This window comes from Pseudomonas saudiphocaensis (assembly GCF_000756775.1).
Classification (GTDB): Bacteria; Pseudomonadota; Gammaproteobacteria; order Pseudomonadales; family Pseudomonadaceae; genus Stutzerimonas; species Stutzerimonas saudiphocaensis.
Window position 1 is genome coordinate 1,444,073 of record NZ_CCSF01000001.1, and the last position, 18,877, is coordinate 1,462,949.

Sequence of the window (18,877 nt, forward strand, 5' to 3'; positions counted from 1 at the left end):
CAAAACGCCGATAGAGAATCCATCGGCGGAGCCTTGCCGCTCATGACCGACGAAATGTTGCAAGCCAGCGTTCGATGAGCCCTGACAAGTAAAATCACCTTAGCTTGGAGGGTAAAGCATGGCAAAGCCCATTACGCCAGTCATGGTGGGTGTCGATGTCAGCAAGGCCGAGCTGGTCATTGCCCGCAGTGATTCGAAGGATCTTAAGAGGATTGCCAACACAGCCCAAGCCATCGGCGGCTGGCTGAAGACGCTTGCGGGCCGAACCAAAATCGCACTCGAGGCTACTGGTACCTATCACCGCACCTTGGCAACGCTGGCGCATCAGGCGGGCGTTGAGCTTTATTTGCTCGATGGTTATCGACTCAACCGGTATCGCGATGGCGTTGGCAGTCGCGCCAAGACCGACCCGGCTGATGCTCGGTTGATTCTGCGCTACCTGAGCAAGGAACTGAGCGACCTCAAACCCTGGGTGCCGCCTCACGATGCGTTTTACCGCATCCAGAGCCTGCTGCGACGCCGGGCTTCGCTTGTGCATACCCGCATCGCCCTGACCCAGAGCCTGGACGATATGCCCGACCTCAAGAGCGCATCCAAACGCCTGAGCAACAACATCAAGGACATCGAAAGATTGATCGAACGCCGCCTCAAAGAGGCCATGGCTGAGGTGGGCTGGCAGTCGGATGCCCAGCGCTGTAAGGCTATAGAGGGCATCGGCGATCTCACCTCGGTAGCGCTGGCCAATACTTTCCACCGAGGCGAATTCAAGAACAGCGATGCCTTCGTTGCCTACCTGGGCATGGACGTCAGAGTTCGGGACTCAGGCAAGCAGGTGGGTCGCCGTAAACTGACCAAGAAAGGTGATCCGGAGCTGCGACGCCTTTTGTATAACGCGGCCATGTCTGCCCGCCGGACAAAAGCCTGGTCCGGCCTATATGAAACCTATCTTAGCCAGGGACTGAAGACGACTCAGGCTCTAGTAAAGCTCGGCCGAAAGCTGGCCCGTATCGCCTTCGCCTTGATGAAAAACCAATCAATGTATCGACCAAAAATGCCGGTTAAGTGTTGCGCTGCACCATAGAATCTCCCACGGTGATGCGTTGAACTCTGCTCTGTGGGAATGCCGCCCTCGGCACGAAGCTGGGCTTTGCGGCTAAATCCTCCCCCAGAAGCAGAGTGCCCCGCCGCACGTCAGAGCCGTAGGGTGGACAACGCGAAGCTTGTCCACCAGCGAGCAGGCGTGTGGGCCGACTCAAGATCGGTGGATGAAAAAAGCGTCATCCACCCTACGCGCGCAACTGCCTCGCCGCCGCCACCATATTCACCAGCGCCGCCTCGGTTTCGGCCCAGCCGCGCGTTTTCAACCCACAGTCCGGGTTGACCCATAGCCGCTCGGCCGGAATGCGCTCACACGCCTGCTCCAGCAACCGCACCATCTCGGCAGTATCCGGCACACGCGGCGAGTGGATGTCGTAGACGCCCGGCCCGATATCGTTGGGGTACTCGAAGGCGCGGAAGGCTTCCAGCAGCTCCATCTGCGAGCGCGAGGTTTCGATGGTAATGACATCGGCGTCCATAGCTGCAATCGACTCGATCACGTCATTAAACTCGCTGTAGCACATGTGGGTATGGATCTGTGTTTCATCACGCACGCCACTGGCACACAGGCGGAAGGCTTCCACGGCCCAGTCCAGATAGCCTTGCCACTGTGCTCGGCGCAACGGCAGGCCCTCGCGGAACGCCGCCTCGTCGATTTGAATGATGCGGATACCGGCCGCCTCCAGGTCGCAAACTTCATCGCGAATCGCCAGGGCCAGCTGGCGCGCCTGCTGCTCACGGCTGATGTCGTCCCGGGAGAACGACCACATCAGCATGGTCACCGGGCCGGTCAGCATGCCTTTCATAACCTTTTGAGTTTGTTGCTGGGCGTAGCGAATCCACTCCACTGTCATCGGCGCCGGCCGGCTCAGATCGCCGTAGATAACTGCCGGTTTGACGCAGCGCGAACCATAGCTTTGCACCCAGCCGAAGCGGGTGAAGGCGTAGCCATCCAGCTGCTCGGCGAAATATTCAACCATGTCGTTGCGCTCGGCTTCGCCGTGCACCAACACGTCCAGGCCCAGCTGCTCCTGCACCGCGACGGCGTGGCGGATTTCGGCCTGCATGGCCTCGGTATAGTCGGCCAGCCCAAGCCTGCCTTGCTTGAAAGCCTGACGCGCAAGACGAATCGCCGGCGTCTGCGGAAACGAGCCGATGGTGGTGGTAGGAAAGGCCGGCAGCTTCAGTAGCGCACGCTGTTTTCCGATGCGCTCGGCAAACCCTGACTGGCGTTGAGCATGCCGTGGTTTGATCGCCGCCAGGCGCGCCTGCACCTCAGGCTTGTGGATGCGCGGCGACCGTGCGCGACTGGCCTGCACCTCGCGGCTTAGCTGCATTGCAGCCCGCACTTCAGCATCCTCAGGTACGTTCACTGCGCGAGCGAGAATTGCCACCTCGGTGCATTTCTGTACGGCGAAGGCCAGCCAACTTTTGAGCTCCGCATCCAGCTGATCTTCCCGCGCCAGATCTACCGGCGTATGCAACAGCGAGCACGACGGAGCGAGCCACAGACGGTCACCCAGACGCTCTGCGGCGTGGCGCACCACCTCCAGCGCCTTTTCCAGATCGCAGCGCCAGACGTTCCGCCCGTTGACCAGCCCAAGGGAGAGGATCTTGTAGGCCGGCAGCCAGTCGAGGATCAACGGATACTGCTCCGGCGCGCGCACCAGGTCGATATGCAGGCCATCCACTGGCAACGAAGCGGCCAACGCCAGGTTGTCTTCCAGACCACCGAAATAGGTTGCTACCAGCTTTTTCAACGGCGCCCGCTGCAGTTGGTTGTAGGCACGCTCGAAAGCGCTCTTCCAGTCCTGCGGCAAATCCAGCACCAGAATCGGCTCGTCGATCTGCACCCACTCGACGCCCAGCGTGGCCAGCCTGTCGAGCACTTCGCCGTACACCGGCAGCAGTCTTTCAAGCAGCTCCAGCTTGTCGAAATCCGCCCCCCTGCTCTTGCCCAGCCAGAGATAGGTTAGCGGGCCGATCAGCACCGGCTTGACCGAGTGCCCCAGCGTCAGAGCCTCTTCGGCTTCCTCGAACAGCTGCGGCCAGGACAGACTGAACTGTTGATCGAGCGTGAATTCAGGGACCAGGTAGTGATAGTTGGTATCAAACCATTTGGTCATTTCCTGCGCCTGCCCTGCCCCGCAGCAACTGCTGGTCACACCCCGCGCCATGGCAAACAGGGTATCCAGCGTCGGCTTGCCGCCGGCGGGACAAAAGCGCTCCGGCACTACGCCGAACATCAGCGAATGGGTCAGAACCTGGTCATACCAGGCGAAATCTCCCACAGGCAGCAACTCGATACCGGCATCTGCCTGCAGCTGCCAGTGGGCGGCACGCAGCTCGCGGCCCACCTCGCGCAACTCGGTTTCTTCCAGGTCGCCTTTCCAGTACGCCTCTAGGGCTTTCTTCAGTTCGCGATCCGCACCGATGCGGGGAAAGCCCAGTGAGTGAGCAACAGCCATAACGATTCTCCGTCCATCTCATTTCGATGGCGGGAGTTTGGGCATCCAGACGAAATGAAACAAACTCATCATTTTTGTTCTGATCGATAGAAATATTCATTCTGTGACATTTGGGCGTCTACGCTTTCCAAGCATCCATGCCTGAGTTATCCGTTACCGCACTTGATCCTGAAGCCACATTCGGCATGGTTGTGCAGAGCCACGGACGCAATGAGGCCCCGGCGCGAAGCTTTTTTGAATCAGATTCCGGCTCGCGGAAGTGCGCCACCAAACACCGAAGCAGGCCAAAGCCTTTCCCAATCAGACAACCCAAGCCATGAACCAAATATGAATCGGCCACAAGAACCAAAAGACCTGGGGTCATTGCTGGACCTGCTGGAGCAAGCCGGCACAGAGGACGAGCCCGTCAGCATTGACTGCATGCTGCAGGCGACCGGCCATCGCAGCTTCGGTGCACTGTTGCTGGTGCCAGGCCTGTTGGTGTTCTCGCCGCTATCGGGCATTCCCGGCCTGCCCAGCATTTTTGCCGTGATGATCACGTTGATTGCGGTGCAGCTGCTGGTCGGCCGACGCCATATCTGGCTGCCGGATTGGCTGCTGAAACGTACGGCGTCGCGCAGCAAGTACGATCGCGCCATGGCTTTTCTCAAGCGCCCTTCAAAATATATCGATCGCCTGCTGCGACAGCGCCTGACCTTTCTCACCGAAGGTATTGCCGTACGCTTCAACGCGGTGCTGTGCCTGCTGATCGCTGCCACCATGCCGCCACTGGAGCTGATTCCCTTTGGTAATACCACGGCGGGTGTGGCGTTGAGCATCCTCGGACTGGGGATGATGGCGCGCGACGGCGTGCTGGTCCTGATCGCCTTCGGTTTTTTCATCTGCCTGGCCTATTTCGTCAGCCGGCTGTGGCTGTAGAGCTCCTCAGAAAACCAGCTGTTTCGCCGTTGCACGAAGGCCTGCGACGGCTCGACTCCATGAGCAGATTGAGAGAAACTCCAGACTTTCGATGAACAGCACTCAAGTAGATATTGTTCGTCCCGCCAATTCGCAACGCAGGAAGCCCCGGCATGCTGGAAATTCGTCATCTGAAGACCCTTCACGCCCTGCGCGAAACGGATAGCCTGGTGGAAGCCGCCGAGCGCCTACACCTAACTCAATCAGCGCTTTCACATCAGTTCAAGGAGCTTGAAGAGCGCCTGGGCCTGCAGCTCTTTATCCGCAAAACTCGCCCGGTGCGTTTCACCAGCGCCGGTCTGCGGCTGTTGCAGCTTGCTGACAGCCTACTGCCGCAATTGCGCAGCGCCGAGCGCGACCTCGCACGACTGGCCGGAGGAACCGCGGGCCGTCTGCATATGGCCATTGAATGCCACAGCTGCTTCCAATGGCTGATGCCCACCATCGACCAGTTTCGCGATGCCTGGCCGGAAGTGGAGCTGGACCTGGCCTCGGGTTTCTCCTTCGCGCCACTGCCGGCGCTGGCACGGGGTGATCTGGATCTGGTGGTGACTTCCGACCCGGTCGAGCTGCCGGGCATTACCTATGTCCCGCTGTTCACCTACGAGGCGCTGCTGTCAGTTGCCAACCAACATCCGCTGGCCAGCCGGTCTTACGTGCGCCCCGAGGATCTGGCCAGCGAAACCCTGATCACTTATCCGGTTGAGCGCGACCGACTGGATATCTTCACGCGCTTCCTGGAGCCCGCAGATATCGAGCCGGCGCAGGTACGCACTTCGGAACTGACGGTCATGATGATGCAGCTGGTGGCGTCGGGTCGTGGTGTCTGCTGCGTCCCCAACTGGGCGCTGCACGAGTACAGCACTCGCGGTTATGTCACTGCCCGGCGCCTGGGTGAAAAGGGTCTGTTTGCCACGCTGTTCGCCGGTATCCGCGCCGATATGCTGGATTCACCCTTTATGCGCGACTTCCTGCTAACGGCCAAGGACACCTCCTTCGCCACCCTGGAAGGCGTCAGCGCAGCGCCGAAGAGCAGATAATCTAGGAGTCTTGGCGATACGGCAGCGCATCCCGCGCGGCCTCGATGTAACGCAGCACACCCTGATGCTCCTGCTGGAGGAAATCGCCCACCGCCGCGCGTAGCCCAGGGTGCACAAGGTAATGCCAGGAACGGGTGATCACCGGCTCGAAACCACGGATGAGCTTATGCTCACCCTGCGCGCCGGCATCGAAACGAGACAGACCTGCAGCAATCGCCTGGTCGATACCTTGATAGAAGCAGGTCTCGAAATGCAGCCGGTCGAATTCGGCCAGGCATCCCCAATAGCGTCCGTAAAGCCCTTGCGCGTCGATCAGGCTGAAGGCCATGGCCACCGGGCGACCGCCCTGCTTGGCCAACACCACGCGAATCGCTTCGGGCATACGCTCGGCCAGCAGACTGAAGAAACTACGCGTCAGATAGGGCGCGCGCTCACGCACGTGATAGGTATTGGCATAGCAGGCGTAAACGAAATCCCACTCCGCCTCATCGAGCTGATGCCCCTCGCGCCAGTCGAACTCGATGCCCTGGGCAACCACCTGCTCGCGTTCCTTGCGCACCTGCTTGCGCTTGCGCGAAGTGAAGCCGTCAAGAAAATCCTGGAAATCGCGGTAACCACGGTTGTGCCAGTGGAACTGACAACCGATGCGCTCCAGCCAGCCATCCCGGCCGCGCAACAAGGCATCGGCGTCCGGCTCGGTGAAGTTGAGGTGCAACCCCGACTGGCCCCGTTCAGCCAAATCGGCCGTAAGCAGATCAAGCAACTCCATGGCCGACTCGCGGTTGCCCAGCAGCCGAGCGCCCGTTACCGGCGAGAATGGCACTGCGCAAAGCAGCTTGGGGTAATAGAGGATGCCTGCACGATGGCAGACATCGGCCCAAGCCCAGTCGAAAACATATTCGCCATAGGAATGGCTCTTGCGATACAGCGGCAGCGCCGCCTGCGGGGTACCGGAGGCATCGACCAGAACCTGGTGCTGCGGTTGCCAGCCCGTAGAGCCGCCGACGCTTCCGCTGTCTTCAAGGCTGGAAAGGAAAGCATGGCGCAGAAACGGCTGCGGAACGGGCAGCAAGGCGTCCCACTGGTGCGGGGCGATCTCGGCTAGATGGGGAACTGTCTGGATAGGCATGACGAGCAGTCTGGCTCGTCACGCGACGTAATAAAAGGCCGTCTCACCAGCGCCCCGCCCTGTAGGAACGGGCCATGCCCGTGAAGGGGCTCCGCGCAGAGGCGTTAGCCTTGTTCGCAGGCAGGACCTGGTCCTATAAAACGGCGCTGGTCAACGCACGCCCGCGAAGGATTCGCGCAGAGGCGTGGGCTTTAGGCTCTTACTGCTGGGCCCACCTCAGAAAGGCCGCGCGGCTTTCCGGGGTCAGCAGGTTCCACATCTGCTGCAGCGTGGTTAGGGTGGCATCGCTGTGCGGCAGAGCCGCCGTCGCTGTGGGCGCAGAACGCAGTGGCACACCCTGAGCAGCCGGCTCGGTTACGGCGCCCAGCGGCGCAACGCTGGTGGCTTCCGGGGCGACTTCACTGGTACCCAGCATGGCGCTCAGCACCGAGGTGTTGCGGTTGCCGGCCTCGGCCTCAATACGTTCGCCGGTACGGGTGTTCATCGCCCAAGCGGGGAACTCGGTTTCGAACGCCCGGGCTTCAGCCAGGTTCTGCGGGCGCTCGAACTCCAGACGCCAGGTTTCACCCGCCTTGCCTTCGAAATTGAAGATAGCCGTGCGTCCGCGTACCAGTTCATGGCTCATGCCGCCGTTGATATCGAAACCGTTCTTGTAGAAGGCTTGAACCTGGTAGGCACCGGGCTGCAAATGCAAGCGTTTGTCCGAAGCGCCAAACATGGAGTTGGCAGCAGAGTGTGGCTGGCCGTTGATACTGCGGATTTCCAGTTCGCTGGGAACCACCAACGTCAGTATCTGGCTCTCCGGTAACGGCGAACCGGAATACAGCTGAACATGGGGTTGCTGGGCACAGGCTGCCAATAGGCATGCCATGGCAAGAACGAACAAGCTGCGCATGAAAACTCCTTGGTGCAAAGGTCCACCAACTATTGGTGGAATGGGGGTAGATGACAATCTGGAAACGATAATAAGACTGAAAAGTTTCACTTAAATGACAAACCGGGCTGTCCTTTAAGGAACAGCCCGGTTTGTTTAACTAACTCCTCGAAACGGAATTAGAAGTCGTAGCGCAGACCTACAGTAAAGCCGGCAGCCTTTTCCCCCATCGCATTCTCTACGTTATTGGCGGTACGGGCCTCTTTCCATGGCACCAATTCAGAGTTGTCGTCGTTATCAACTACTGCATAGTTGGCATAGACACGAACGGCCTTGTCCAGTTTGTGTTCAACACCCACGACCCACATATCTGCATCAGCATTGTCAGCATCGGAGTCACGAGTCATCCACATAGCCTTGAGGGCCGTGTTGGGTGCGACCTTGTACTCGCCTCCCACACCGTAGGTGTCGGAGGTCCAGAGGTCACGGTCCAAGCTGGTGGTGGCATCATTGCCGTCATAGTCGAGGGTCTGATAGAAGCCCACCAACTTGAACGCGTCGGTCAGCTTGTACGCGGCAGCGGCACGGATACCGTCACGCTCACCACGAGAGGCGTCCTCTTCCACTTTCTCGTATGCCAAGGAGGCCTCCAGCGGGCCGCCGGCATAGTTCAATGACATGCTCAGCGCATCGCTATCTTCATCCTCTACTGCCCATTCACCCTGGTACATCGAGTAGGCCAGCTTGGCGTTGAAACCACCCATGGTCGGCGTGGTGTACTGGATGGTGTTGTCATAGCGCTCATCAAAGCGGCCATCTCCAGCACGCGCGAGGTTGCGCATGTCACCGACCTGGTCACCGAAGAGGTTGGCCGGGCCACGGGCGACTTTAAACGGACTGTCGAAACGACCGACCTGCAGGGCACCGAGGTCGCTGTTGCGCAGGCCGACGAAGGTATCGCGAGTTGCGAAGTCTGTACCGCCGTCGGAGTTGCCAGTAGTGAAGTTGATTTGCTGTTCGATCTGGAAGAATGCTTCAAGATTCGGGTTGATCTGATGATTGCCCTTGAAGCCCAGACGCGAAGAGTTGCTCGACAGGTTGGTTTCGGAGTAGTCAGCACCATCATCCAGGTAATCGACCGATATATGTGCACGGCCGTAGAAAGATACATCGGCCATTGCCACCACAGGAACCGCCATCGCAGTACCAACAGCAATCGCAATCAACTTCTTCTTCATTGGGAAAAGCTCCTTCGTTTTATGGAACGTCGTCCTGCGAATGACATGACGTCGTCTGTTTCGACGGAGGCGATTATGGGAAGCCGATATGACAGAGGGGTTGCTGCAATATGACAGTTAAAATTTACGGGAACTTTTTCGTAATTGATTTCTTTGGAAGAGAATAGCAGCGCGCCGATGCCGTCTCAGGAAGAGATGCGGGCAGCCGAACTAAACGGGCAAGGCCGTACGGATAGCCGTAGGAGATAAAGCGTCGATGGCTACGTTCCCATGCAAAGCATGGGAACGAGCATCGGAGGAAGGTATCAGCGCTTGCGCAGGATCACGCTACCGATGGAGTAGCCCGCACCGAAAGAGCTGAGCACGCCTAGGCTGCCAGCCGGCAGGTCATCCTGGTGCTTGTGGAAAGCGATCACCGAGCCGGCAGAGCTGGTGTTGGCGTAGGTATCCAGGATCACCGGCGCCTCTTCTGGGGTAGCGTCGCGGCCCAGCAGCTTGCGCACGATCAGCAGGTTCATGTTGAGGTTGGCCTGATGCAGCCAGAAGCGCTTGACTGACTCGACCTCAATGCCGCTCTCCTGCAGATGCGCGCCGATCAGCTCCGCCACCATGGGGCAGACTTCCTTGAAGACCTTACGGCCTTCCTGCACGAACAGCTTGTCCGGATCGCCCATGTGCTCTTCGGCGGTGCGGTTGAGGAAGCCGAAATTGTTGCGGATATTGTTGGAGAATTCGGTCACCAGCTTGGTGCTGACCACTTCCCACTGATGCTCGGAGGTCGCCAGGTCGGCGCGCTCGATGATCACCGCCGTGCAGGCATCGCCGAAAATGAAGTGGCTATCACGGTCCCGGAAGTTCATGTGGCCAGTGCAGATTTCCGGGTTGACCATCAGCACCGCCCGCGCCTGGCCCAGCCGAACCGCGTTGGCGGCATTCTGAATGCCGAAGGTGGCCGAGGAGCAGGCCACGTTCATGTCAAAACCGAAGCCCTTGATGCCCAGCGCCGCCTGTACTTCGATGGCAACTGCCGGATAAGCGCGCTGCAGGTTGGAACAGGCGACGATCACGCCGTCGATATCGGCTGCAGTCTTGCCGGCGCGGGCCAGCGCTTCCTCGGCAGCCTTCACCGACATCTCGCAAAGGATCGACCACTCATCATTGCTGCGCTCGGGAATGCGCGGAACCATACGCTCGGGGTCGAGGATACCGGCCTTGTCGGTAACGAAGCGGCTCTTGATGCCCGACGCCTTTTCGATAAAGGCTGAACTGGATTCGGGCATCGGCTGGACATCACCCGCCTCGATGGCGGCAGCGTTTTCGGCATTGAAGCGGCGGGCGCAGGCGTTGAATGACTCCACCAGCTCGTCATTGGAAATACTGTGAGCAGGGGTATAAAGGCCGGTACCGCTGATGACGACGTTATGCACTGCCGTTCCTCTCGAATGGGGGCTTGATCAAAATGTGCGCACCAGCAGGCGTTACGAAAAGACCGCTACAAGCCGTGACGCTGGCGCATGGGTTGCCGGCTATTGTGCATGAAAAGCTGAAAGATTCCGTAACGTTGCACCAATTTCCAGCGCAGGAATTAAGTCTTTTGGCATATTTTCCGTGACCGCCCGGTCTGAATGTGAGGCGTTCAGAATGCCGCGTCCATCATCTGAAGATAGCTCTCTTTACGTGGCCCGCCACCCAGCCTCAAGCCTTGAGGTATCCTTGCCCGCCCACCGCGCAGGAGCCCTTCATGAAAGAGTCGCTCGTCGAATTGATCACCCTTATCAGCTCGGGCTGCATGGGCGATGAAGAAATCACCCGCATCGCCGACGAAGCCGCCCAGGCCTATGCTGATCCCACCGGCTTTCTCCAGGCCAATCCGGATATCAACTACGACGATGACTTTCCCATCCCGCTTGGCGAATGGGTGATTGTTGGCAGCCTTCCGGAGACCGTGCTGTTTCAAGCCGACGACTACCAGGCGCTGTTCGAGCAGATCCGCGCCTCGTTCGGCGAAAGCGTCAGCTTTGTGCTGCAGCCCAAGCAACTGGCCAAGGTCGAACCGGCCAAGGCACTCAACCGCATCCAGACTCAGCTCGGCGCGCTCTACCCCGAGAAGGGTGGCTATGCACTGGTGAACTTCAGCGAGCCGCTGGACGACGAGCTGCAAGCGGTACTGGTCTATAGCAGCGATGTTGAGCGGGTGATGGCACTGGCCGTGGAAGTCGGCATCTACGCCGCCCCCGCCAACGAAAGCATATAAGCCGAATTCGTTCGCCCTACTGTTTCTGGCGCTGCCTGAGCGGATCAAGCAGCCGAGACAGGCCGTTGTGATCAATCTCCTGCATCAGGGCCAACAGCTGGCCGATTTCCCCAGGTGGAAAGCCCACCCTGGCGAACCAGTTGAGGTAGTTGCCCGGCAGATCGGCGATCAGCCGCCCCTTGTATTTGCCGTAGGGCATCGTCCGGGTTACCAGCAATTCCAGATCTTCAGGCTTCATGACAACGTTCGATGGTGAAAGGCGGTCAATACTGCCACAACATTCGGCCTGCCTATCACGCGGATAGAAACAGCTGTGCGGGCATCGGTTTAGCGCTTTGGCACAATGCCCGCACATCCGAGGCCGGAACACCAACAGCGAGGAACCTATGACGGACCACCCCAAGCCCAACCCGGAACTGGACGACGCTACCCTGGCCTTCGCCGAGCAGGTTTTTGCCAGTGCCCGTGACGGAGACACCCAGCGCCTGGCCGAACTGCTCGCCCAGGGCCTGCCTGCCAACCTGCGCAATCACAACGGCGACAGCCTGCTGATGCTGGCCAGCTACCACGGGCACGCCGACACCACGCGCGTGCTGCTGGAAGGCGGCGCAGATCCGCAATTGGCCAACAACCGGGGCCAAACGCCGCTGGCCGGCGCGGCCTTCAAGGGTGATCTGGAAATGGTGAAGTTGTTGATCGAAGGCGGTGCCGATGTCGAAGGCGCTTCGCCCGACGGCAAGACCGCATTGATGATGGCAGCCATGTTCAACCGCACCGAGATCGTCGAGTACCTGATCAGTCAGGGCGCCGACCCGCATGCCACCGACGCCAATGGCGCCACGCCTTTGGCTGCAGCAGGCCTGATGGGCGCCACCGACACTCAGGCTCTGCTGAGCAGCCTCGGCAACCGCTGACCGAACGCTGCTGATGCCGATGGTGTTTAGATCCGCCTTTGCTCCGCCTGGTGGATCGATACAGCGCGACCCACCCTACAGAGCGTCCTAGCAGCTAGGGCGAAACATCCCTTATGCCTTGAAGCGGCTGACGTTCTGCAACAGCGTGTCGGCCAGTTCACCCAGGCGATTGGCCGTCTCGTGGTTGCTGCTTACGGCCTCGCCGTTTTCCTCTGCCATGCGGGCAATCATCGTCACCTGTTTGGCAATCTCTGCCGAGGCGGTGCTCTGCTCGCGCAGGGCATGGGAGATCTCGGCCACTGTCGAAAGCACCTGATTGGCTGCATCGCGAATTCCGCCCATGGCCTCGCCCGCGTAACGGGCACGCTCGACACCTTCGTTAACACGCGCCACGCCCTCTTCCATGCTGGCCACGGCGCCCAGGGTGCCTTGCTGGATGGAGTCGACCATCTCGGTAATTTCGCGGGTTGAGTTGGCCGTGCGCTCGGCCAGCTTGCGCACCTCATCGGCCACCACCGCAAAACCACGCCCCTGCTCGCCAGCACGGGCCGCTTCGATGGCGGCGTTGAGTGCCAACAGGTTGGTCTGGGCGGCGATATCTCCGATCACGCCGACAATCGCCGACACCTGCCCCGAGCGCTCACCCAGCTCCTCAACGGTACGCGCCGAGCTTTCCACCGAGCGTGCGATCTCGCTGATCTCCGCCACTACAGAGGCGACAATTTCGCCACCCTGACGCGAGAGCTCACCAGAACGCTTGGCCAGGCTGTCCGCCTCGCCGGCATTGAGGGCGATATGCTCGATACCGACCGTCATTTCCTCCACCGCCGCAGCCATGCTGCCGGCCGCATCGCTCTGGCGTTGCGAGGCCACATGAATCTGCCCCGAAGCCGCTACGAGATTGGTTGCCGAATCGGCAACGTGATCGGCATTGTCCTTGATGCTGCCAATCAGCTTGCGCATGGCCTCGGCCATATCATTGAAGCTGCCGGCAACGAAGCGCAGCTCATCGCGGGCGGTCAGTTTGATCTGCGCAGTCAGGTCACCGGAAGCGAGCCGCTCACTGCCCTCGCGCAAGCTGCGCACACTGCTCATCACCGACAGGTAAGCGCCCACCGAGAGATAGCCGATCACCGTCATCACCGCAATCAGCGCCGATATGTTCAGGTACAGGACCTTCTGCGCATGGGCGATACGCTGACCGAGCAAGGTATCCAGCGTCGGCAACAGCAGGTCGTACATCTGCGCATAACCGATATCGATGACCGCAGTCCCCATGGCGAAGAATTCACTGGAGGCGGTGCTGTGCAGATCATCATGTCGGGTGACCTGCTCCACCACCTGGCTGACCTCCCGGTACTTGCTGCCCAGGGTCGCCAGTGCGCGCTGGAGATCTCCGGCCAGCTCGGGCCGCAGGACGATCACCTTGTCGAGGTTTTCCTGCATGTCGGCCATCGAGGCGCTGATTTCCTCGGCCAGCAGGATCAGTGCAATGCGCCGCTGATCATCCATCTCGCCCTGGGCCAGTACGCCTGCGCCCTGCCCGCGCAGACGCGCCACTCGCTCCAGCATGGCCGGCAGGTCGTTGAGCGCCGAGGTCATCAGATAAAAGGTCTCGGCTTCCGGATCAAAGCTCAGGGTATAGGCATCCGAAAGCGTGCGCTGGAAACGCAGCAGGTCTTCGACCAGCGCCGAGTGCGCCGCGAAGTTCTCGCCCCTGGGCATGTTCAGTCCGCCACGCTTGAGCGTGCTCCATGCGTTGGTGATCGCGCGCCACTGCGGCAGTTCACGTTTGTCTGCCGCCAGCGTCTGCTCCAGCTGACGCAGGGTTTCGTCGACCTTGGCTTCAAGCCCGCTGCGCCGCGCAGTGACGCTCGTGTCGCCGCTGAGCAGCATCGATGAAACACCACGATGCTGCTGCGTGTATTCCACCGTCTTCAGTAGCGGACGCGCCAGGCTGGTGGCGACCAGCTCATTCTGCGAGCGCTCGATGGTGGTGTTGAGCTGACCCGCCAGGGTCATGATCAGGATGGTGAAGACGACCAGGGCCAGTAGCCCCAGCAGACCGAACTTGCTTGGATAGGACAAACGATTCATCAGCCCTTCGGCTGGTGAAAAAACCATTTTCATGAGGTGCATTCCAGACGATTCGTGAAATTCACACGAAGCCGCATCGGTATTTCGCACAGGGGCTCAGAACACCACGTACTTCAATGTGGACCTGCATCAGGGTTCCGCGTGGGGACAGAATCGGCCACCGTGAGCGGCCCGTCCCTGATCAAAGTCAAGCTATGACTGCGCTTGCAGAGCCGACGACACAGCCTGCCCACACACGGCGCCAATTTGCCGCAGCGGCCCTGGAAAAGAGCTGTTCATGCATCATCGAGATTGCAGGCGCCCGCGGACTCCACCACACTGCCGCCCATTCAACCTGCCACCGGAGCTGCACCATGCCTGCCCTCTCGCGAGACGAACTCCTGTCCCACCCCGACGCGCTGGACTGCACCATCTACCGCGCCCACCCCACCGACCCGGAGGGCGAAGAACAGGACATGGGCGATGCCCGCGTCGTCATCACCGGCCCCTTCGAAGCACCGGTCGAGTGGGATGCCAAGGAGCGCGCCGATTATTTCGACGGCATGCCGGAGGAAGACTTCTTCACTGCCGTATTCGCCAGCGAAGCAGCAACGGACTCACGCGAGCATTTCACGGTCGAAGCCGACGACTATGCCGCTGTCACCCAGGCGGACGGCAGCATCGCCATGTATTACGTCTGCGAGCGCACCGAAGACGGCAACTATGTGCTGCTGCGCGAGGAAGATGACGGCGACGAGTAACGGCCGCCTGCGGCGGATGCATACAGGTAGGTTTTCATCTCCGCCGACGGGAGCGGGCCTTTCTAGGAAGCAGCTTGCTGGAGATCAGTGCTTGAACTGCTTCGCCAGCAAGCTGGCTCCTACAGGCAATATGTGCCGGGAGTAAGGGACTCGCCTGCACGCGAACCGCCACATCATCAAGAGGAATCGCATGAGCCCTCTGCAACATCGCTGGCAGTCTCCGGTCGCGCGGATGAAGCTGGTCGCCGGTTGCCTGTTACTGCTGGCCGCCTTGCTCTACGTGCTGGCCACCGCCATGGAGCCCCGGCATCCGGCCTGGGGTTACCTGGCCTCCTTCGCCGAGGCGGCCATGGTTGGCGCCATTGCCGACTGGTTCGCGGTCACCGCGCTGTTCCGGCGCCCGTTGGGCCTGCCCATTCCGCATACGGCGATCATCCCGCGCAGCAAGGCGCGCATCGGCCAGAGCCTGTCGACCTTTATCACCGCACACTTCCTCGCCACGCCGCTGGTGCTGAGCAAACTGCAGGCACTGGATCTGGGTGGGCGCCTGGCCGGCTGGCTGCGGCACCCGGACAACGCCGAGGCGGTAGGCCGGCAACTGGTCGGCATGGCGCGCTTCGGCGCCGATTCGCTGCAGGACGAACGCGTGCGCCAGTTCGTCCAGACTCGCCTGACCAAGCGCATGCGCAAGGCCGACCTGGCACCGGTCTGCGGGCAGATCCTGGAAGTCCTGACCCGCCAGGGCAAGCACCAGGCCATGCTCGACGAGAGCCTGGCACGCCTGGACGTGCTACTGCAGGACGAAGACACCCGCGCGCTGGTGGCCAACGCCATCACCGCCGAAGTTCGCACCCTGCGCTACCTGGGGTTGGGCAAGGCCGTAGGCGGCTGGTCGGCGAACAAGTTTGTCGATGGCGTTTCGGCGTTGATTGCCGAGATCGCCAACGATCCGCAGCATGCCTTGCGCACCCGCTTCGACGAGCACCTTGAGGGCTATATCGAACGCCTCAGACACGACCCGGGTTATCGTCTAGAGGTCGAACGCATCGTCGCCCAGTTGCTGGAACATCCGGCGACCACCGCCTATATCCAGTCGCTCTGGAGCGAACTGACCGAGTGGCTGAAAGCCGACCTGGCCAGCCCCGATTCGCGGATCGGCCAGCGTATCGTCCGCCTGACCCAGGGCCTGGGCGATGCCCTGGCAAGCGATACGGCCATGCGCAACTGGATCAACGAGCGCCTGTTGGCAGCTGCCCCGGCCATGCTCGAACGCTACCGCGGGCAGATAGGCGCCTATATCGCTCAGCGGGTGGAAAATTGGGAGAGCCGCGAACTGGTCGAGCAGATGGAACAAAGCGTCGGCAAGGACCTGCAATACATCCGCATCAACGGAACCCTGGTCGGCGGATTGGTAGGCCTGGCGCTGCATGCGCTGACCCAGCTGGCCACCGGCTGACACACCGCTTTGTAGGAGCGAGCTTGCTCGCGAACTTTATCGGCATACCGGACTGAAGAGCAGCGCTCGCGGGCAAGCCCATCTACAGCACGCCCAGACGCAACCGCTCACTGATCGCGCTGGCGCTGGCATCGCTACTTAAGGCGTGATCGTATTGCAGCGTCGCCGGCGTGCCGGCCATGTACCAGAGACGATTGGCCAGGTCGTCGGCATCTCGGGCATCGTGGGTTACGCAGATCATTGCCATCTGTGGCTGGGCATCGAGCAACTGTGCAATCAGCGCGCGTAATTCGGCGGCCCGGTCGGGGTCCAGCGAGGCGAACGGCTCGTCCAGCAACAGCAGCTGTGGCTTTATCGCCAGGCAGCGCGCCAAGGCTGCACGGCGGGCCATACCCAGCGATAGCTGATCCGGCAACCGGTCACCGGCTCCGGCCAGCCCGACCTGCTCCAGCAGCCGTTCGATATCAGCCGGCGCCGCACCCACCAGCGCCAGGTTCTGCCGCAGCGTGCGCCAGGGCAACAGACGATGCTCCTGGAACAGATAGCCGATGCGCAGACCCTCCTCCGCCCAGACCATCGGGCTCAGCCGTGGATCAAGTCCGGCGATGGCATTGAGCAGCGTGGTCTTGCCCACTCCCGATGGGCCCAGCAGGCAGATACGATCGCCTTCCGCCACCGTAGTCGCGACCCGGCCGATGACCGGATGGCCGACGACCACGCCGTCCAGACACAACTCAAGCATGGGGCGTACCTGCTTCGCGCCAGGCGGATGCTCGCCGGTCCAACGGTTGCAGCAGTACCAGCTCGATCAGTTGCACCACCGCAATAAAGGCCAGGCTGTAGGCCAGAATGCTCGCCACATCGAACACCTGAAAGGCCATATGCAGCTGAAAGCCGATGCCATCGGAGCGTCCGAGCAACTCCACCACCAGAACGATCTTCCAGATCAGCGCCAGCCCGCCTCGGGTCGCCGCCATAAAGTAAGGAAAGAGTTGCGGCAGCCAGACATGAACAAGCCGCTGGTTATGACTGAAGCGGTACACATGCGCCATTTGCTCCAACCGGGGATCCAGGCTACGCGCGCCTTCGCGCAGCGTTACGGCGACGTTGGGCACCTTGTTGATCACCACCGCCAGCACCGCCGCCACTTCCACCAGGCCAAACCAGACATAGAGCAGAATGATGGTCACCAGCGCCGGTAGGTTGAGAAACAGCACCAGCAACGGGTCGAGCAAGGCGTTGGTCAGCCGCGAACGACCCATCCAGATGCCGATCAATGCGCCCAACAGCATGGCCAGGACGAAGGCGAAGATCACCCGCCGCAGGGTGACCCCAAGGTGATGCAGCAGAGCACCGCTCTGCAGCGCCTGCCAGAAGGTATCCAGCACCACCAGGGGCGAGGGCAGCAACGGCGTCTGTGCAAGAAGTGCAACCACCGCCCACAGCGACACGGCCAGCGGCAGCGCGATCCAGCAGGCCCAGCGTGGCGAAGTCACTGCCCTACCCGGAACAGTTCAGCCGACATCAGCTTCTGCGGATCCGCGCCAACGAGCTTGAGCAATTGCTGCAGATGACCGATGCGCGTTTCATCCAGAGGCGGCGGAATGCCTTCGATAAAGCTGTCTCGCAGCGCGTCGAACACAGCCTCATCCTCGGCCCGCATCAACGGCCTTATGGCTTGCCAGTGAGCAGGCTCTTGCGCCAGTTGCGTTTTGGTCTGGCGCAGTGCGAGCTGGAAGCGCCCCAGCAGATCCTCATTGCGAGACGCCCAGGTTTCGGCAAACAGATAGCCCAGTACCGGCAGTTGCGCCTCCAGCCCCAGCGACTTGAGCAGATCCTCCAGGGCGAACGCCGTACGCACACCGCCTTCGCCCCGCATGCGCGCCGAGAACTGCCAGAAGGTCAACAGTGCGTCCGCCTGCCCCCGGCGCAGTGCCTGGCTCAGCAGCGGCGGCGCCGCATACTGCACCTGCGCTTCGCGGGAAAGGTCGATTCCCTGGCGGCTGGCCGCCTGCTGCAGCAACTGCCAGCCAAGCCCATCCGGCCCGCCAGCCACGCCAATGCGCTTGCCGCGCAGGTCCGCCAGCGTGCGGATGGCACTGTCCTCGGCTACCAGAACTTCGCCGATCTGCGAAGAAAAAGGAACGTAGCGATAAGCCGTTCCCGCCTCGTAGCGGGCCTGGGCCCAGAGCAGGTCACTCACCGCACCTTCGACGCTGCCACTGGAAACCGCCAGGCGCGAGGCCGGCAGGTCCGCCACCAGTTGCACCTTCAGCTCAAATCCATTGCTCCGGTCGAGACCCTGGCGCTTGAGGTGGTCCAGCTCCCAGTGCGCAGTGCCGAACTGCAGCGCGCTGAGCGTGAGGACCGGCAACGTTTCCTTCCCTTCAGCAGCGGCGGAGGTGGCGACCAGGGGTGACAGGCACGCCAGCAGAACCAGCGCGCAGGTACGTTGCAAGCCATGGGAAATCGGACTGAAAAGGCCGGTGAGGTAAGACAATAAAGGCATCATGCCTGCAGGTTACGAAGCACCCGAGCCGGCACGAATAATACTTTGGTGCTTCTTCGCTGCTGCGTTGGTCGGGCCCGCTGCCGCTGGCGCCGTCAGAGCA

The 18,877-nt window shown here is 61.0% G+C and carries 17 protein-coding genes; 7 read left to right on the top strand and 10 right to left on the bottom strand.

The window, feature by feature from the left end:
* Positions 1-118: 118 nt before the first annotated feature.
* A complete protein-coding gene (locus BN1079_RS06710; RefSeq protein ID WP_037023196.1) occupies positions 119-1,081 on the top strand; it encodes an IS110 family transposase in 963 nt (320 codons plus the stop codon).
* A gap of 205 nt (positions 1,082-1,286) precedes the next feature.
* On the opposite strand, the gene metE is transcribed toward BN1079_RS06710, so the two are convergent.
* Positions 1,287-3,566 carry a 5-methyltetrahydropteroyltriglutamate--homocysteine S-methyltransferase gene (gene metE, locus BN1079_RS06715; RefSeq protein WP_037023197.1) on the bottom strand — a complete coding sequence of 760 codons (2,280 nt, stop codon included), beginning with the start codon at positions 3,564-3,566 and terminating at the stop codon, positions 1,287-1,289.
* A gap of 327 nt (positions 3,567-3,893) precedes the next feature.
* On the opposite strand from metE, the gene BN1079_RS06720 reads away from it, so the two are divergent.
* Together BN1079_RS06720 and metR are read left to right on the top strand one after the other, a co-directional pair.
* Positions 3,894-4,484, top strand: a complete 591-nt coding sequence (locus tag BN1079_RS06720) for an exopolysaccharide biosynthesis protein (RefSeq protein WP_037023198.1) — start codon at positions 3,894-3,896, stop codon at positions 4,482-4,484.
* Positions 4,485-4,636: 152 nt separating this feature from the next.
* Positions 4,637-5,563 carry a transcriptional regulator MetR gene (gene metR, locus BN1079_RS06725; protein ID WP_037023200.1) on the top strand — a complete coding sequence of 309 codons (927 nt, stop codon included), beginning with the start codon at positions 4,637-4,639 and terminating at the stop codon, positions 5,561-5,563.
* 1 nt (position 5,564) lies between these two features.
* Here the strand turns inward: metR and BN1079_RS06730 are convergent, their stop codons facing one another.
* The 4 genes from BN1079_RS06730 to BN1079_RS06745 form a co-directional block, all read right to left on the bottom strand.
* The gene (locus BN1079_RS06730; RefSeq protein WP_037023201.1) at positions 5,565-6,692 is read right to left on the bottom strand and encodes a GNAT family N-acetyltransferase; all 1,128 of its coding nucleotides are present in this window, start codon (positions 6,690-6,692) and stop codon (positions 5,565-5,567) included.
* Between the two features lie 199 nt (positions 6,693-6,891).
* Complete coding sequence (locus BN1079_RS06735) at positions 6,892-7,587, bottom strand: DUF2057 family protein (RefSeq protein ID WP_037023202.1); 696 nt, start codon at positions 7,585-7,587, stop codon at positions 6,892-6,894.
* Between the two features lie 158 nt (positions 7,588-7,745).
* Positions 7,746-8,804, bottom strand: a complete 1,059-nt coding sequence (locus tag BN1079_RS06740; RefSeq protein WP_037023204.1) for a porin — start codon at positions 8,802-8,804, stop codon at positions 7,746-7,748.
* 305 nt (positions 8,805-9,109) lie between these two features.
* Positions 9,110-10,231, bottom strand: coding sequence for a beta-ketoacyl-ACP synthase III (locus BN1079_RS06745; RefSeq protein ID WP_037023206.1), 1,122 nt, complete (start codon positions 10,229-10,231; stop codon positions 9,110-9,112).
* Positions 10,232-10,545: 314 nt separating this feature from the next.
* Here BN1079_RS06745 and BN1079_RS06750 point away from each other — a divergent pair, with 314 nt between their 5' ends.
* Positions 10,546-11,058 carry a hypothetical protein gene (locus BN1079_RS06750; protein ID WP_037023208.1) on the top strand — a complete coding sequence of 171 codons (513 nt, stop codon included), beginning with the start codon at positions 10,546-10,548 and terminating at the stop codon, positions 11,056-11,058.
* A gap of 16 nt (positions 11,059-11,074) precedes the next feature.
* On the opposite strand, the gene BN1079_RS06755 is transcribed toward BN1079_RS06750, so the two are convergent.
* Positions 11,075-11,296, bottom strand: a complete 222-nt coding sequence (locus tag BN1079_RS06755) for a DUF3820 family protein (protein ID WP_037023209.1) — start codon at positions 11,294-11,296, stop codon at positions 11,075-11,077.
* Positions 11,297-11,444: 148 nt separating this feature from the next.
* On the opposite strand from BN1079_RS06755, the gene BN1079_RS06760 reads away from it, so the two are divergent.
* Entirely contained in the window at positions 11,445-11,972 is a 528-nt protein-coding gene (locus BN1079_RS06760) for an ankyrin repeat domain-containing protein (RefSeq protein ID WP_037023210.1), read from the top strand.
* A 111-nt stretch (positions 11,973-12,083) separates the two neighbouring features.
* Here BN1079_RS06760 and BN1079_RS06765 read toward each other — a convergent pair whose 3' ends face one another.
* Positions 12,084-14,102, bottom strand: coding sequence for a methyl-accepting chemotaxis protein (locus BN1079_RS06765; protein ID WP_037023211.1), 2,019 nt, complete (start codon positions 14,100-14,102; stop codon positions 12,084-12,086).
* Between the two features lie 320 nt (positions 14,103-14,422).
* On the opposite strand from BN1079_RS06765, the gene BN1079_RS06770 reads away from it, so the two are divergent.
* The gene (locus BN1079_RS06770; RefSeq protein WP_037023212.1) at positions 14,423-14,809 is read left to right on the top strand and encodes a hypothetical protein; all 387 of its coding nucleotides are present in this window, start codon (positions 14,423-14,425) and stop codon (positions 14,807-14,809) included.
* Between the two features lie 190 nt (positions 14,810-14,999).
* The gene (locus BN1079_RS06775; RefSeq protein ID WP_037023213.1) at positions 15,000-16,265 is read left to right on the top strand and encodes a DUF445 domain-containing protein; all 1,266 of its coding nucleotides are present in this window, start codon (positions 15,000-15,002) and stop codon (positions 16,263-16,265) included.
* Between the two features lie 82 nt (positions 16,266-16,347).
* Here the strand turns inward: BN1079_RS06775 and BN1079_RS06780 are convergent, their stop codons facing one another.
* From BN1079_RS06780 to BN1079_RS06790, 3 genes are read right to left on the bottom strand one after another with little or no spacing between them, the layout of a single operon-like run.
* Positions 16,348-17,007: an ATP-binding cassette domain-containing protein gene (locus BN1079_RS06780; protein WP_037023214.1), complete on the bottom strand. Its 660-nt coding sequence runs from the start codon at positions 17,005-17,007 to the stop codon at positions 16,348-16,350.
* Positions 17,000-17,761, bottom strand: coding sequence for an ABC transporter permease (locus tag BN1079_RS06785; protein ID WP_037023215.1), 762 nt, complete (start codon positions 17,759-17,761; stop codon positions 17,000-17,002). Before BN1079_RS06785 ends, BN1079_RS06780 begins: the two co-directional genes overlap by 8 nt.
* Positions 17,758-18,774 (bottom strand): ABC transporter substrate-binding protein, encoded by a 1,017-nt coding sequence (locus BN1079_RS06790; RefSeq protein ID WP_074436829.1) that lies wholly within the window; start codon positions 18,772-18,774, stop codon positions 17,758-17,760. Before BN1079_RS06790 ends, BN1079_RS06785 begins: the two co-directional genes overlap by 4 nt.
* Between the last annotated feature and the right edge of the window lie 103 nt (positions 18,775-18,877).